The 15,592-nt window shown below is 63.9% G+C and carries 12 protein-coding genes; 4 read left to right on the top strand and 8 right to left on the bottom strand.

Translation table 11 applies throughout. From position 1 onward, the window contains the following. Positions 1-97: 97 nt before the first annotated feature. The 8 genes from IT775_RS11350 to metH all read right to left on the bottom strand — a co-directional run bounded on the left by IT775_RS11350 (position 98) and on the right by metH (position 11,874). A complete protein-coding gene (locus tag IT775_RS11350; protein WP_212701233.1) occupies positions 98-1,828 on the bottom strand; it encodes an ABC transporter ATP-binding protein in 1,731 nt (576 codons plus the stop codon). Continuing rightward, the gene (locus IT775_RS11345; protein WP_212701232.1) at positions 1,825-2,766 is read right to left on the bottom strand and encodes an acetamidase/formamidase family protein; all 942 of its coding nucleotides are present in this window, start codon (positions 2,764-2,766) and stop codon (positions 1,825-1,827) included. The genes IT775_RS11350 and IT775_RS11345 overlap by 4 nt, the downstream gene beginning before the upstream one ends. A gap of 2 nt (positions 2,767-2,768) precedes the next feature. Continuing rightward, positions 2,769-4,394 carry an ABC transporter substrate-binding protein gene (locus IT775_RS11340; protein ID WP_212701231.1) on the bottom strand — a complete coding sequence of 542 codons (1,626 nt, stop codon included), beginning with the start codon at positions 4,392-4,394 and terminating at the stop codon, positions 2,769-2,771. A gap of 22 nt (positions 4,395-4,416) precedes the next feature. Then, complete coding sequence (locus tag IT775_RS11335) at positions 4,417-5,337, bottom strand: ABC transporter permease (protein WP_212701230.1); 921 nt, start codon at positions 5,335-5,337, stop codon at positions 4,417-4,419. Next, positions 5,337-6,224 carry an ABC transporter permease gene (locus IT775_RS11330; RefSeq protein WP_212701229.1) on the bottom strand — a complete coding sequence of 296 codons (888 nt, stop codon included), beginning with the start codon at positions 6,222-6,224 and terminating at the stop codon, positions 5,337-5,339. Before IT775_RS11330 ends, IT775_RS11335 begins: the two co-directional genes overlap by 1 nt. Positions 6,225-6,226: 2 nt before the next feature. Beyond that, on the bottom strand, positions 6,227-6,799 hold the full coding sequence (locus tag IT775_RS11325; RefSeq protein ID WP_212701228.1) for an ANTAR domain-containing response regulator: 573 nt from the start codon (positions 6,797-6,799) through the stop codon (positions 6,227-6,229). Continuing rightward, positions 6,796-7,899, bottom strand: coding sequence for a transporter substrate-binding protein (locus IT775_RS11320; protein ID WP_212701227.1), 1,104 nt, complete (start codon positions 7,897-7,899; stop codon positions 6,796-6,798). Before IT775_RS11320 ends, IT775_RS11325 begins: the two co-directional genes overlap by 4 nt. Positions 7,900-8,133: 234 nt before the next feature. Continuing rightward, positions 8,134-11,874 (bottom strand): methionine synthase, encoded by a 3,741-nt coding sequence (gene metH / locus IT775_RS11315; RefSeq protein WP_212701226.1) that lies wholly within the window; start codon positions 11,872-11,874, stop codon positions 8,134-8,136. Positions 11,875-12,052: 178 nt separating this feature from the next. On the opposite strand from metH, the gene IT775_RS11310 reads away from it, so the two are divergent. From IT775_RS11310 to IT775_RS11295, 4 genes are read left to right on the top strand one after another with little or no spacing between them, the layout of a single operon-like run. Then, positions 12,053-12,949 (top strand): metal ABC transporter substrate-binding protein, encoded by an 897-nt coding sequence (locus IT775_RS11310; protein ID WP_212701225.1) that lies wholly within the window; start codon positions 12,053-12,055, stop codon positions 12,947-12,949. Positions 12,950-12,970: 21 nt separating this feature from the next. Continuing rightward, the gene (locus tag IT775_RS11305) at positions 12,971-13,867 is read left to right on the top strand and encodes a manganese/iron ABC transporter ATP-binding protein (RefSeq protein ID WP_212701224.1); all 897 of its coding nucleotides are present in this window, start codon (positions 12,971-12,973) and stop codon (positions 13,865-13,867) included. Then, on the top strand, positions 13,864-14,718 hold the full coding sequence (locus IT775_RS11300; RefSeq protein WP_212701223.1) for a metal ABC transporter permease: 855 nt from the start codon (positions 13,864-13,866) through the stop codon (positions 14,716-14,718). Before IT775_RS11305 ends, IT775_RS11300 begins: the two co-directional genes overlap by 4 nt. 3 nt (positions 14,719-14,721) lie before the next feature. Beyond that, entirely contained in the window at positions 14,722-15,561 is an 840-nt protein-coding gene (locus IT775_RS11295) for a metal ABC transporter permease (protein WP_212701222.1), read from the top strand. The last annotated feature ends 31 nt before the right edge of the window (positions 15,562-15,592 follow it).

Here is a 15,592-nt window from a genome sequence, read left to right as displayed (position 1 = left end):
TGCAACATTTTGTTGCCCCTAAACCGGAATGTTGCCCCGCCGTCCCCCACAGCGCCTTGGCAGAGAACGGACGCATGCCCGTTCTCTGTGACCGGTTTCAGGATGCGACCCTGTGCCCCTGCGCGATCTCTTGCAGGGCAAGCTTCGCCGGCCCCTGCCCGACCGGCCAGATCGGGCTGCCGAGGCTTTCTGTCTCGATCCGTTCGGGCCGGATCCGCGTCGGATCGGGCACCGGTACCGCGGACAGCAGCCGGCGCGTATAGCGATGGCGCGGATCGCGCAGCACCGCGTCGCGCGGGCCCTCTTCGACCACCTGACCAAGGCGCATCACCATCACCCGGTCGGCGACCTGTTCGATCACCGCCATGTCGTGGCTGATGAACAGGAAGGCCAGCCCGTCCTCGTCCTGCAGCTCCTGCAGCAGGTCGAGCACCTGCGCCTGCACCGACACGTCCAGCGCCGAAACGCTTTCATCGGCCACGATCACCTTGGGCGACAGGCTCAGGGCGCGGGCGATGTTGATGCGTTGACGCTGCCCGCCGGAAAATTCGTGCGGATAGCGCGTCATCATGTCGGCCGACAGGCCGACACGGCGGAACAGGTGTTCGGCCCGGTCCTTCAGTTCGGAGCCCGAGGCGATCCCGTGGATCAGCAGCGGTTCGGCCACCTGGTCGCCCACGGTCATGCGCGCATCGAGCGATGCGCCGGGATCCTGGAACACCATCTGGATGTCGCGCCGCACCGGTTTCAGCCCGGCCGGGCCGAGGCCGCGGATTTGCCGCCCCATCACGCTCACCGACCCGTCCCACGGCACCAGCCCCAGCAGGGCCTTGCCGATGGTCGACTTGCCGCACCCGCTTTCGCCAACCAGCGCCAGCGTTTCACCGGCGCGGATGCTGAAGGACACGTCCTCGACCGCGTGAACCCGGGCCTTGACGCGGTTCAGCAGGCCGCCCTTCACGTCGAAACGCACCGACAGCTCGTCGACGTCCAGCACCGTGTCGCCCTGCGGTTTCTCCGGCCGGGCCGGGGCGCTGCCGAGGCGCGGCACGGCGGCCAGAAGTTCCTGCGCATAGGCGCTTTGCGGCGCGGCGAAGAGATCGCGCACCGGGGCGCTCTCCACCTCTTGCCCGTGGCGCAGGATCACCACGCGGTCGGCGGTTTCCGCCACCACCCCCATATCATGGGTGATCAGCAGAACGGCGGTTCCGTGGTCGCGCTGCAGGTTGCGGATCAGGTCGAGGATTTCGGCCTGCACGGTCACGTCAAGCGCCGTCGTCGGTTCGTCTGCGATCAGAACCTCGGGATCGCAGGCCAGCGCGATGGCGATCATCACCCGCTGGCGCATGCCGCCGGAAAGTTCGTGCGGGTATTGTTTCAGCCGTCTTTCGGGCTCGGTCAGCTGCACGTCGCGCAGCAGTTGCAGGGCACGCCCGGGCGCCTGCGCTCGGGAACAGACGCCGTGTTCCAGCAGCGTTTCGGTCAACTGCTGCTGCACCGTCATCAGCGGGTTGAGCGATGTCATCGGTTCCTGGAAGATCATCGCCACCCGCGCGGTGCGGATCTGCCGGTAACCGGCATCGGACAGGCCCACCAGTTCGGTTTCGCCCAAACGGACGGACCCGCCCGCGATTCGGCACATCGGTTTCGGCAGCAGCCCCATGATCGCCAACGCCGTCATCGACTTGCCCGACCCGCTTTCGCCGGCAAGGCACAGGGTTTCCCCCGGCATCAGGTCGAAACTCAGCCCGTCCAGAACGGTTTTTGCCCCCGCCGGGGTGGCGACCTGCACAGACAGGTCGCGCACCGAAAGAACCGGATCGGTCATTCGAACACCACGTTCGGGAAGTAGAAGCTGACCACCCAGTTCGGCATGTCCACGATTTCCGAGATCCTCAGATCGCCGCAGACCGAACACAGCAGATAGGCGTCCTCGGCCGACAGGCCCTTGGTCCGGCCCAGCAGATCGACCATGGCGCTGACCGCGTCCTTGGCCGCCTGCATCATGTCGGTGCCGATACCGGTGGTGACTTCATAGCCCTTGGCATCCAGGTGGCGGGTGACCGGACCCGGGGTCGAGAAGCGCGGGAAGGCCAGCGTTTCGCCCTTCACCACGTCAAGCGTCACCTCGACGTCCATCGGGCTTTCGATGGCGGTGCCACAGACTTCGCCGTCGCCCTGTGCCGCGTGGGTATCCCCGATCGAGAACAGCGCGCCCTCGACCTCGACCGGCAGGTAGAGCGTGGTGCCCGCCGCCAGATCGCGGATATCGAGGTTGCCGCCCATGCGACGCGGCGGCACCACCGAATGAAGCCCCGCCTCGGCCGGGGCCAGACCGATCGTTCCGGCGAAAGGTTTCAGCGGCACCTTGGCGATGTCGGAAAACAGCGACGGCGCCAGGGTTTCAGGATTGTAGTCCCAGACCTTCAGGTACGGGTCCTTGAACTGGTCGGCCAGCAGGCCGAAGCCCGGGATGTTCGCCGTCCAGCCGAAACCGGAGGGGTGGAACGCCTCGATCTTCACTTTCAGAACGTCGCCGGGCTTTGCCCCGTCGACATAGATCGGCCCGGTCACCGGGTTGATCTTGCCAAAGTCCATATCGGGGACATCGGCGCTGGTGCTGTTCTTGTTGAACTGACCGCCCGAACTGTCGAGACATTGAAAATGCAGGCGCGATCCGGGAGCCACCGTTTCGACGGGTGGGATCGAATTGTCCCACCCGTGATGGTGCGCACCGTGGATCGTATAATCACAGTGCTGACACATGGTTACTTAGCATCCTTCGAGTAGATGTAGTCATAGTTGACCGGGATGTGAACCGGATCGACGAACAGGCTGCTGTCGCCCGCGATACGGTCCGAGGTCAGGGTGAAACGCTGTTCGTTGAACACCGGAACCCAGGGCGCGTCTTCCATAACGTCGAGATAGATCGACTTCCACGCCTCGATCCGGGCCGCGGCGTTTTCCTCGCCGGTCATGGCGTCAGCCTCGGCCGCGCGCGCGTCCAGATCCTTGTTGCAGTACCACGACCAGTTCCAGCCGCCCTGCACGGCGCCGGCACAGCCGAGGATCGGACCATAGAAGTTGGACGGATCGGGGAAGTCCGCGATCCAGGCCATGCCGCCCGACCAGATCATCGGCGCCTGGTCCGCCTCGCCGCCGGCGGCAATCACGTTGGCCTGGGCCAGGCTGCGGATTTCGGCGGTGATGCCGATCTGCTTCAGGTCCTGCTGCACGGCCTGCGCGATGCGCGGGTTGGGATCAACGTTCATCACGTAAAGTTCGGTGGTGAACCCGTCGGGATAACCGGCCTCGGCCAGCATTTCCTTGGCCTTCGCCGGATCGAAGGGATAGCCTTCGTAGTCTTCGGCATAACCGGGCATGGTCGGCGGCAGCGGCTGGTTCGCCGGCACGGCACGGCCGTTGATCAGCTTGACAATGCGGTCCTTGTTGATCGCCATGTTCACGGCCTTGCGCACCTTGACGTTGTCGAACGGCGCCATCTGCGTGTTCAGGGTGATGTAGCCGGTATGCAGCTGACCACCTTCGATCACGTTGTCCTTCTGCGCGGGGTTGTTCAGCACCTGCAGGAACTGCGCCGGGGGGATGCCGTCACCGGGCACGTCAGCCTGACCCTGCTGCAGCCGCAGCAGCGCGACGGTCGGTTCCAGACCGATCTCGAAGGTCACCTGGTCCAGCTTGGGCAGGTTGGCGCGGTGGTACTCCTCGAACCGTTCGAACACGACGCGCTGCCCCGGCGACCATTCGGCCAGCTTGAACGCGCCCGACCCGACCGGTTCGCGGCCGAAATCCTCGCCCGACGCCTCGACCGCTTCGTGCGGCACGATGGAGGCGAAGTTCAGCGCCATGACATGGCCGAAGGTGGCATCGGGACGGCTGAGCGTGATCTCTACGGTCTTGTCGTCGATGACCTTGACGCCGGACAGCCCGTCGCCCTTGCCCGCGCTCCATTCGTCGAAGCCGGCGATCATGCCGAAGAAGCCCGCGCCCGGCGAACGCGTTTTCGGGTTGGTCACGCGATCGAGCGAATACTTCACGTCTTCGGCCACGATGTCGCGGCCGTTATGGAACTTGATCCCGTCCTTCAGGGTGAAGGTGTGGACCAGGCCGTCGGCGCTAATCGAATAGTCCGAAGCCAGTTCGTTGCGCAGGGTGGTGGTGCCGGGTTCATAGCCCATCAGCCCGTCGAACAGTGACTTGATCATCGACCAGTTCTGCCAGTCATAGCCGATGGCGGGATCCAGCGTGGCGACGTCATCCTTGTAGGTGACGATCATGTTGCCGCCCATCGGGGCGTTCTCGTCCACCTCTGCGGCTGCCATTTGGCCGCACAAAGCCAGTCCGGCGACACCGGTCAAAAGAAATTTTTTCATGTATTTCAGTCCTCTGTTGGTCCTATTTCGTCTTTATCCGTGGATCGATCATTGGCGCGACAAGGTCGGCCAAAAGGTTACCCAGCACGATGGCGGTGGCCGAAATCATGGTCACGCCCATGATCACGGGGATGTCCACGCGCTGGATCGCCTGCCAAGCCAGCTGGCCGATCCCGGGCCAGCCGAACACGCTTTCCACCACCACGATGCCGGACATGAACAGCCCGATATCTATGCCGATCATCGCAATGATCGGCAGGATGGCGTTGGGAATGACGTGACGCAGGATGATGCGGGCCTTGCCCAGCCCCTTGGCTTGCGCCGTACGCACGAAATCCTGCCCCAGCACGTCGATCATGCTGGAACGCATCATGCGCGAATACCAACCCGCCCCCAGGAAGCCGAGCGTCACGGCCGGCAAAACGACATGGGCGAAGCTGCCGTAACCGCCGATCGGGAACCAGCCCAGTTTGACCGCGAAAACGTAAAGCAGCAGGATGCCGATGACGAATTGCGGCGCGGAGATCGACACGAAGCTGAAAATCATCAGCCCGTGATCCGCCGGACGGTTGCGGCGCAGCGCGGCGACGATGCCGATGGTCAGGCCGAAAATCAGTTCGGTGACGATGGCCGCCACCATCAGCAGCAGCGACGCCGGCAGGCGCGAGGCGACCAGTTCGGAAACCTCGGCCCGCTGCAGATAGCTGCGCCCCATATCGCCCTGGAACAGCGCCGTCAGGTAGCGCCAGTACTGCATGAAGAACGGGTCGTTCAGGCCCAGCTGATCGCGGATGTTCTGAACCGTTTCGGCGGTGGCCGAGCGACCGGCGATCTGCCGCGCCGGATCGGCCGGAACGAGGTACAGCAGGATGAAGGTCACCAGCGTGATCCCCAGCAGGATCAGGATGCTCTCCATCAGCCGTCTTGCAAGATAGGCAGGCATCAGTGGCGTCCTTTCAGCGTCGGATCGAGAATGTCGCGCAGCGCATCCCCCACAAGATTGAAGGCCAGCGCCAGCAACAGGATGGCCGCGCCGGGAAAGAAGACGAGCCAGGGCGCCGAGGAGAAATAGGTCTGGTTTTCGAAGATGATGTTGCCCCAGCTCGGCGTCGGCGGCTGCACGCCCACACCGAGGAAGCTGAGCGTCGCTTCCAGCAGCACCGTGGTGGAAATCCCCAGCGTCCCGAACACAACGATGGACGACAGCAGATGCGGCAGCAGATGCGCGAAAAGGATGCGCAGGTGGCCGGCGCCAAGCGCGCGTTGCACCTGAATGAAGTCGCGCTCGGCCAGGCTGCGGGTTTCGGTATAGATCACCCGCGCCATCTGCACCCAGTTCACCATCGCAATGACCAGCGCCACGATCAGCAGGGAAGGCTGGAAAATCGCCGCCAGAACGATCGCAAGCAGCAAGGCAGGAAAGGCCATCATCAGGTCGGTGAAGCGCATCAGGACAGCGCCGATCCAGCCGCCGAAATAGCCGGCGGTGATGCCCACGCCCGCCCCCAGCAGGATGGCGATCCCGTTGGCCAGCACGCCGATGATCAACGATGTGCGGGTGCCGAGGATCAGCCGCGAGGCCAGGTCGCGGCCCAGCAGGTCCGTCCCGAGCGGAAAATCGCCGCCGGGCGGCAATGGCGCGCCGACAAGGCTGAGACCGTCGAAGCTTTGCTCGAAAGGATCATGCGGCATCACCCAGGGCGCGAAAATCGCCGCCCCGACCATCAGCACGATGATCATCAGCCCGAAGGCCGACCGCGGCCGCGCGATCAAGGCGCGCCACGCACTGCGGGTCTGGCCGGACGCGTCGGGGGTCGTCGTCTCGGTCATGCTCATGCCTGCCCCCGCTTGGTCACGTCCGACAGGTAGAGCCGCGCGGCATCTTCCAGCGCGACGCGCTCGACCATGGCAAAGGCGCGCAACTGTTTCAGCGCCTGTGCCTCGCCGATGCCTTCGTCGCGCATCAGCGCGATAACCGCCTGAACCAGCTCGAGCCGGAGCGTCGCACGCCGCCCGGCCTCGGCCTCGCGGCGCCGGATCTCGGCGCGTTCGGCATGCCGGGCAAAGCCCAGAACAAGGGCGGAATAGAGCTTCGCCGTCGCCCCCTGCGGCAGGAACGCATCCAGCCCCTGGTCGATCGCCCATTGCAACCGGCCCGGGGTTTCGGACCCGATCAGCCCCACGACGGGCATCGGCGCGGCGCCGCCCCCCCAGGGAAACTGTCCGTTCTCGCCCCGGTCTATATCGACCACCAGCAGGTCGGCGGATTCGTCACCGGGGACCAGTTCGGGCCAGCGCCCCTCGGCGCGCACTCCGAAAGTGGCAAGCCGCTGTTCCAGCCCGTCCCGAACTTCGGCACTCGGGTGCAGGACAAGAGCTTTCATTCCGGCAAAACTGTAGGTCATTTAACGATCCTCAGGGTCGGTGTTTGGGGAACCTGCCGGGGCACCGGCGGGATGTTCATCAGGTAGGGGTCCGCGGGGACCGGGGCCGCACCGGAAGACAAGATGCGGAACCGCCCGGCCTCGGCCTTGGCGATATGCGGGGTCAGCGCGGCGTGGCGCGTCACCGGATCGATGCTCACCTGGCCCAGCACCGTGTCATGCGACCGGGCGCACGCGGCTTCGAAAACCGCGCGCGGCGCCGTGCTACCGGCCCGCGCCACGGCGGCGGCGAGGATACAGACGCTGGCATATGTCGTGCCGAGCAGGCCCGAACAGCGCCCGTTGTGGGCGGCCCTGCCAGCGCGTTCGACAAACTCCGCCGGTCCCAGTTCCTCGAAATACGATCCGGCGGAAATCAATCCGTCGCCGCACAGCCCCATCGCATCGAGATCGGCCTCGGTCTGATTGCAGGACAGGATGAGGGGACGCCCTGCGCGCGGCAGGCCGGTCATGAAGGCAACGTTCGAGGGGCCGATCAGGGAATTCATGACGATATCGACGCCCCCGTCCGCAATCTCGGACATCGCCAGATCGCAGTCGCAAGCGCCAAGAGGCACGTAGCGTTCGCCCACGATTTCGACCCCGGCGGCAGTCAGGCGTTCCCGCGCAAGGCGCAGCGTTTCCCAGCCCCAGACGTAATTAGATCCCAGCAGGTAGGCGCGCCGCACGCCGCTCTGCAACACCCGGTCAAGCAGCGGAATCATGTGGTGGTTGGGGGCGGCCCCCATATAGACCACGTGATCGTTGCTTTCGAAACCTTCGTAGGCGCAGGGATACCACAACAGCGCACCATGCCGTTCCAGAACCGGGATCATGTCCTTGCGGCTCCACGATGTGATGGCGCCCACGACATGAGAAACGCCGCCCTCGAGAAGATCGCGGGTCATCGACTCGTAGGCGTCGGGCCGCCCGGCGGGATCGCAGATGCTGGGGGTGATCCGCGCCACTCCGGTGCGCTCCAAATCCTCGATGGCCAGCTCGGCCCCGGCGCGTGCCGCCTGCCCCAGTGCCGCGTATGGCCCGGTGATCGAGAAAACCAAACCGAGGTCGAATTCCACCATGACGTCCCGCCAAACGAAAAAAGCCCCGACACCCGGTATCCGGGTGAGCGGGGCGCGATTGCCTGTGGCGGACCAAGGCCGCCGTTTGTATTCTTAAAGAACGATTTTTGCGCGGATTGTCAAACCAAATTCATATTCCATTTCGTCGCATCCGCGCGTTCGCCCAAAATTTAAGCAACCGAAACGAGTGCCCCAGCGTGGCGACGGGCGGGCCTTCCTGCCCCGCCCGCACCATTACTCTGCCGCCACTGTCTTGATGTCGGAAGGCCGGTAATTCAGCACCGGACCAAGCCAGCGCTCGACCTCTTCCACGCGCATTCCCTTGCGGGCGGCGTAGTCTTCGACCTGGTCGCGCTCGACCTTGGCAACGCCGAAGTAATACGCTTCGGGATGGGCGATATAGAGCCCGGAAACGGATGCACCGGGCCACATCGCGAAGCTGTCGGTCAGTTCGACCCCTGTCGCAGCTTCGGCATCCAGCAAATTGAAAAGCGTTGTTTTTTCTGTATGGTCCGGTTGCGCCGGATAGCCCGGCGCAGGGCGGATGCCGTCATAGAATTCGCGGATCAGTTCCGCGTTCGACAGCGCCTCGTCCGGGGCATAGGCCCACAGTTCCTTGCGGACATATTCATGCATCCGCTCGGCAAGGGCTTCGGCGAAGCGATCGGCCAGCGCCTTGACCATGATGGAGCTGTAATCGTCGTTCTTACCCTCAAAAGCCTTGGCGATCTGTTCCTCTTCGGCCCCCGTCGTCACCACGAAACCGCCGACATGATCGGCCACGCCTTCGGGGCCGACGAAATCTGCCAGCGCCACGTTAGGCCGCCCGGCGCGCTTCGCCGATTGCTGGCGCAGCGTGTGCAGGGTCGCCAGTTCCTCGCCCCGGCTTTCGTCGGTGAAAAGGCGGATATCGTCGCCCACCGCATTGGCCGGCCAGAAGCCCACCACGGCGCGCGGGTGGAACCAGTTTTCGTCGATGATCCGCTTCAGCATGTCCTGCGCGTCGGCAAAGAGCTGCCGCGCCGCCTCGCCCTGCTTTTCGTCCTCGAGGATCTTCGGATAGACGCCTTTCATTTCCCAGCTCTGGAAGAACGGGGTCCAGTCGATATAGCGCGCCAGTTCGGCCAGGTCCCAGCCGTCGAACACCTTGGTGCCCAGGAAGGAGGGCGCGACAGGTTTGTAAGCGCCCCAATCGATCTGCAGCGCGTTGGCGCGCGCCTCGGCTACCGAAATGCGTTTCTTGGCGAGCTCCGCCCGGGCGTGTTTTTCCGCCACTTTCGCGTATTCCTCGCGGATATCGGCGACGAAACCGGGCTTTTGATCGGATGACAACAGCGACGACACCACCCCCACCGCGCGCGATGCATCGGTGACGTAGACCGATTGCCCCTTGTGGTAGTTGGGATGGATCTTAACCGCCGTATGCACCTTCGACGTGGTCGCGCCACCAATCAGCAGCGGCAGGTCCATGTCGAGCCGCTCCATTTCGCTGGCCACGTGGACCATTTCGTCCAGGGACGGGGTAATCAGCCCCGACAAGCCGATCACGTCGACCCCTTCTTCCTTGGCGGTGGCGAGGATCTTTTCCGCCGGCACCATCACGCCCAGGTCGATGATTTCGTAATTGTTGCAGGCCAGGACAACGCCGACGATGTTCTTGCCGATATCGTGCACATCGCCCTTCACCGTGGCCATCAGGATCTTGCCCGCGCTTTTCGCCGAACCGTCCTTTTCCGCCTCGAGATAGGGCAACAGAACCGCCACCGCCTGCTTCATCACTCGGGCCGATTTCACCACCTGCGGCAGGAACATCTTGCCCGATCCGAACAGGTCACCGACCACGTTCATCCCCGCCATCAGCGGCCCTTCGATCACGTGCAGCGGTTTTTCCGCGGCCTGGCGCGCTTCCTCGGTATCTTCCTCGATGAACTCGGTGATGCCGTTGACCAGCGCGTGTTCCAGCCGCTTTTCGACCGGCCATTCGCGCCAGCTCATGTCCTTCTCGACGCCTTTCGCCCCGCCCTGCCCGCGATATTTCTCGGCGATCTCCAGCATCCGTTCGGTGGCGTCGGGGCTGCGGTTCAGCACCACGTCTTCGCAGGCGTTACGCAGTTCCGGGTCGATCTGGTCATAGACGGCCAACTGGCCGGCATTGACGATGCCCATGTCCATCCCGGCCTGAATGCCGTGGTAAAGGAACACCGCGTGCATCGCTTCGCGCACCGGTTCGTTGCCGCGGAACGAAAACGACAGGTTCGACACCCCGCCCGATACGTGCACATGCGGCAGGTCCGTGGTGATGCGGCGCGCGGCCTCGATGAAATCGACGCCGTAATTGTCGTGTTCCTCGATGCCGGTGGCGACGGCGAACACGTTCGGGTCGAAGATGATGTCCTCGGGCGGGAAGCCCACCTCTTCGGTCAGCAGCTTGTAGGCGCGGGTACAGATTTCGACCTTGCGGTCCTCGGTATCGGCCTGGCCTTCCTCGTCGAAAGCCATGACGACCACGGCCGCGCCATAGGCCCGGCATAGCTGCGCTTGTTTCAGGAACGCCTCTTCGCCTTCCTTCATCGAGATCGAATTGACCACCGACTTGCCCTGCACGCATTGCAGGCCGGCCTCGATCACGTCCCACTTGGAACTGTCGATCATGATCGGGACACGGGCGATATCGGGTTCCGAGGCGATCAGGTTGAGGAAATCCACCATCGCCTGCTTGGAATCGATCAGCCCCTCATCCATGTTCACGTCGATGATCTGGGCGCCGTTTTCGACCTGGTTGCGGGCGACGTCCAGCGCCGCGGCATAATCGCCGTTGGTGATCAGTTTGCGGAACCGGGCCGAACCGGTGACGTTGGTGCGTTCGCCCACGTTGACGAAGGGAATGTCGTCGGTCAGCGTGAACGGCTCCAGCCCCGAGAGCCGCATCTTGGGCGCGATGTCGGGCACCTTGCGCGGGGCCAGCCCGTTCATCGCCTCGGCAATTGCGCGGATATGGTCATAGGTCGATCCGCAGCAGCCGCCGACGATATTGACCAGCCCCTCGCGGGCGAAACCGGCGATCTGTTCGGCCATGTATTCGGGGCTTTCGTCATATTCGCCCATCTCGTTGGGCAGACCCGCATTGGGATAGGCGCAGATCATCGTGTCGGCGGCGCCCGACAATTCCGCGATATGCGCCCGCATCGCTTCGGCCCCCAGGGCACAGTTCAGACCCACGGTCAGCGGCGCGGCGTGACGCACCGAATGCCAGAAGGCGGTCGGCGTCTGGCCCGAAAGCGTCCGGCCCGACAGGTCGGTGATGGTGCCCGAGATCATCACCGGCAGCCGTTCGCCGTTTTCCGCGAACACCTCTTCGCAGGCGAAGATCGCCGCCTTGGCGTTCAGCGTATCGAAGATCGTCTCGATCAGCAGAATATCCGCCCCGCCCCGGATCAACGCACGCGCCTGCTGTGCGTAGGCCGCGCGCAGGTCGTCGAAGGTCACGGCGCGGTAGCCGGGATTGTTCACGTCCGGGCTGATCGACGCGGTGCGGTTGGTGGGCCCCATCGCGCCGGCAACGAAACGTTTGCGGCCATCCGCCGCCTCGGCCCGGTCCATCGCGGCGCGGGCCAGCCGCGCTCCGTGGAAGTTCAGGTCATCGACCTTGTCCTGCAGCGCGTAATCGGCCTGCGCGATGGTGGTCGAGGAAAAGGTGTTGGTTTCCGCGATATCCGCCCCCGCCATCGCGTATTGGAAATGGATTTCCTCGATCACTTCGGGCCGGGTCAGGTTGAGAAGGTCGTTATTGCCCTTCTGCGGATGATCCGAATGGATATGGCAGGCGCAGCCGGCGCCGTGACCGGTGAAATCGTCCTCTCCCAGTCCGAGTTTCTGGATCTGGGTGCCCATCGCCCCGTCAAGAACGAGGATGCGGTCACGGGCAGCAGTTTGAATAAGGTCGAAAGCCGGCGAGCGGCGGAGTTGGGAAGACATGTCAGGGATCACATTTCTTTGGCCAAGAGAGTTGAGGGTTATCTATGCGAGCACGAACCCCGAAACAAACTCATAATCATCATCATTTACATGAGGCGAATTCAGTTATCTTTCTTATTGAGAATAGTTCTCATTTTCATTATCAAAGATTCGAGCACAGGACCAAAGGACCGACGCAATGCCCCCTTTCACCAAGCGAAGCCTCGCCACCGCTGTCTGCGCACTGCTGGCCGCACCCGCCCTGGGCGACCAGATGAAGGTCGTGACCACCTTCACCGTTCTGGCCGACATGGCGCAGAACGTGGCCGGCGACGCGGCCGAGGTGGTGTCCGTCACCAAGCCCGGGGCGGAAATCCACGGCTATGAACCGACCCCGCGCGATATCGTGCGCGCCCATGACGCCGACCTGATCCTGTGGAACGGGCTGAACCTGGAACTGTGGTTCGAACAGTTCCTGCGCAATCTGGGCGATGTCCCCTCGGCCACGCTGAGCGACGGGATCGACCCGATTTCGATCGCCAAGGGCGAATACGAAGGCAAACCCAACCCGCATGCCTGGATGGGCCTGGACAATGCCATCGTCTATATCGACAACATCGCGGCGGCCTTCGCCACCCACGACCCGGACAATGCCGACACCTACCGGGCCAATGCGACCGCCTACAAGGACCGGCTGCGCGCGACGCTGGAACCGCTGCGCGCCAGGATTTCCGAGATCCCGGACGGTAAACGTTGGCTGGTCACCTGCGAAGGCGCCTTCAGCTACCTGGCGCGCGATTTCGGGTTGAACGAATTGTATCTCTGGCCGATGAATGCCGATCAGACCGGCACGCCACAGCAGGTCCGCGCGGTGATCGACGGGGTGCGCGCGCATGAGGTCCCGGCGGTATTCTGCGAAAGCACGGTCAACACCGCCCCCGCCAAGCAAGTCGCGCGCGAAACCGGATCGGCCTATGGTGGGGTACTCTATGTCGACAGCCTGTCCGACCCCGACGGACCGGTCCCGACCTATCTGGACCTGTTGCGCGTCACCTCGGAAACCATCGTCACCGGCCTGACCGGCAGTGAAAACTAGGCCTTGAACATGCAAGACACCATGACAGACAGTCAGCCCCTGGACGCCCGCATCGCCGAAAACGGCCCCGCGGGCGGGATCTATGCCTCCGACGTCACGGTGACTTACCGCAACGGGCATACCGCGCTGCTTGACGCCAGTTTCGAGATACCGCGTGGCACCGTCACCGCGCTGGTCGGCATCAACGGCGCAGGCAAATCCACCCTGTTCAAGGCGATCATGGGCTTCGTGCCGGTCGCTCGGGGGGATATCCGGCTGCTGGGGCGCACGGTGAAGCAGGCGCTGAAGGAAAACCTCGTCGCCTACGTGCCGCAATCGGAAGAGGTCGACTGGACCTTCCCGGTGCTGGTCGAGGACGTGGTGATGATGGGCCGCTATGGCCATATGGGATTGCTGCGCCGCCCGGCGCAGCGCGACCGCGACGCGGTGGACCAGGCGCTGGCGCGGGTCAACATGACCGAATTCCGCCACCGCCAGATCGGCGAGTTGTCGGGCGGCCAGCGCAAGCGCGTCTTCCTCGCCCGCGCGTTGGCGCAGGAAGGCCGGGTAATCCTGCTCGACGAACCGTTCACCGGGGTCGACGTGAAGACCGAGGAACAGATCATCGCCCTTTTGCGCGACCTGCGCGAAGAAGGCCGGGTGATGCTGGTATCGACCCACAACCTCGGTTCGGTACCGGAATTCTGCGACCGAACCGTTCTGGTGAAACAGACCGTGCTGGCTTACGGGCCGACCGAAACGACCTTCACGCCGTCGAACCTGAAACAAGCCTTCGGCGGTGTTTTGCGGCAATTCACCCTTGGCGGCCACGACCTGCACGACGATGACGATCCGCGGCAGGTCCGCATCCTGACCGATGATGAGCGGCCCTTCGTGCAATACGGAAACGACACCCGTGCACGGGAGAAGAACAAATGAGCCTGCTGCTGGAACCGTTCGGCTATGGCTACATGACCAACGCGATGTGGGTGTCCGCGCTGGTCGGCGGGGTCTGCGCCTTCCTGTCGGCCTACCTGATGCTGAAAGGCTGGTCGCTGATCGGCGACGCTCTCAGCCATTCGGTGGTGCCGGGCGTGGTCGGCGCCTATGCACTTGGCCTGCCCTTCGCGCTTGGCGCTTTCATCGCCGGCGGGCTGGCGGCTGGATCGATGCTGTTCCTGTCGGACCGGTCGGGACTGAAGATCGACGTGATCATCGGGCTGATCTTCACCTCCTTCTTCGGGCTTGGGCTGTTTCTGGTGTCGATCAACCCGACCTCGATCAGCGTGCAGACGATCACCATGGGCAACATCCTTGCGATCACCCCCGAGGACACGCTGCAGCTGGCGCTCATCGGGTTCATCTCGCTCGCGGTTCTGACGCTGAAGTGGAAGGACCTGATGGTCACCTTCTTCGATGAAAACCACGCAAGGTCGATGGGGCTGAAGACCGGGCTGCTGAAGGCGGTGTTCTTCACCCTGTTGTCGGCCTGCGTGGTGGCCGCGATGCAGACGGTGGGCGCCTTCCTGGTCATCGCGATGGTGGTGACGCCGGGGGCCACCGCCTACCTTCTGTGCGACCGGTTCCCGCGGCTGATCCTGGTTTCGATTTCCATTGGTGTGCTGAGCGGTTTCATCGGCGCCTATGCCAGTTACTTCCTCGACGGGGCGACAGGCGGCGTGATCGTCACCCTGCAGACGCTGCTGTTCCTCGCCGCCTTCGTCTTCGCCCCGAAACACGGGCTGCTGGCCGCCCGGGCCAAGGCGCGCGCCGCATTGGAAAGGGCCTAGGCCATGATCGACACACTGCTTTTCCCGCTGCAGTTCCCGTTCATGCAGAACGCGTTCTGGATCGCCGCGATGGTGGCGGTACCGACCGCGCTTCTGTCCTGTTTTCTGGTGCTCAAAGGCTGGGCGCTGATGGGCGACGCGATTTCCCACGCGGTTCTGCCCGGGATCGTGCTGGCCTATATCGCCGGCATCCCGCTGATCGTCGGGGCATTTGGCGCCGGCATGGTCTGCGCCCTGTCGACCGGATACCTGTCCGAAAACAGTCGGGTGAAGCAGGACACGGTGATGGGCGTGGTGTTTTCCGGCATGTTCGGCATCGGCATCATCCTCTACACCTCGATCGAAACCAACGCGCATCTCGATCACATCCTGTTCGGCAACATGCTGGGCGTCGGACCGGGCGACCTGTGGACCGCTGGGATCATTTCGCTGGTCGTTGCCGTGCTGCTGCTGGTCAACTGGAAGGCGCTGATGCTGCACGCCTTCGACCCGGCGCAGGCGCAGGTGTCGGGATTGCGGGTCGGGTTGCTGCATTACGGGCTGCTGACGATGCTGTCGCTGACCATCGTGGCGACGCTGACCGCGACCGGTCTGATCCTGGCCATCGGGCTGCTGATCGCACCGGGCGCCATCGCGTTCCTGACCGTGCGCCGGTTCGGCGCGATGATGGCGGTGGCGGTTGCGGTCTGCATGGCCGCGATGCTGGGCGGCACCTATCTGAGCTTTTTCATCGACAGCGCCCCTGCCCCCACGATCATCCTGATCCTGACCGGATTTTTCATCCTCGCCTTCCTGCGGCGCAACATGCTGACGCGCCGCGCACAGAAAAACCTGCGAACCTGACGACGGCCCGTGGCATGGCGCGGCGCGCGGT

The sequence above is a fragment of the Thalassovita aquimarina genome, assembly GCF_018219815.1.
In the GTDB taxonomy this organism is placed as follows: Bacteria; Pseudomonadota; Alphaproteobacteria; order Rhodobacterales; family Rhodobacteraceae; genus Thalassobius; species Thalassobius aquimarinus.
Note: the sequence above shows the minus strand (reverse complement) of the source record. Positions and strands in the feature narration are given on the sequence as shown.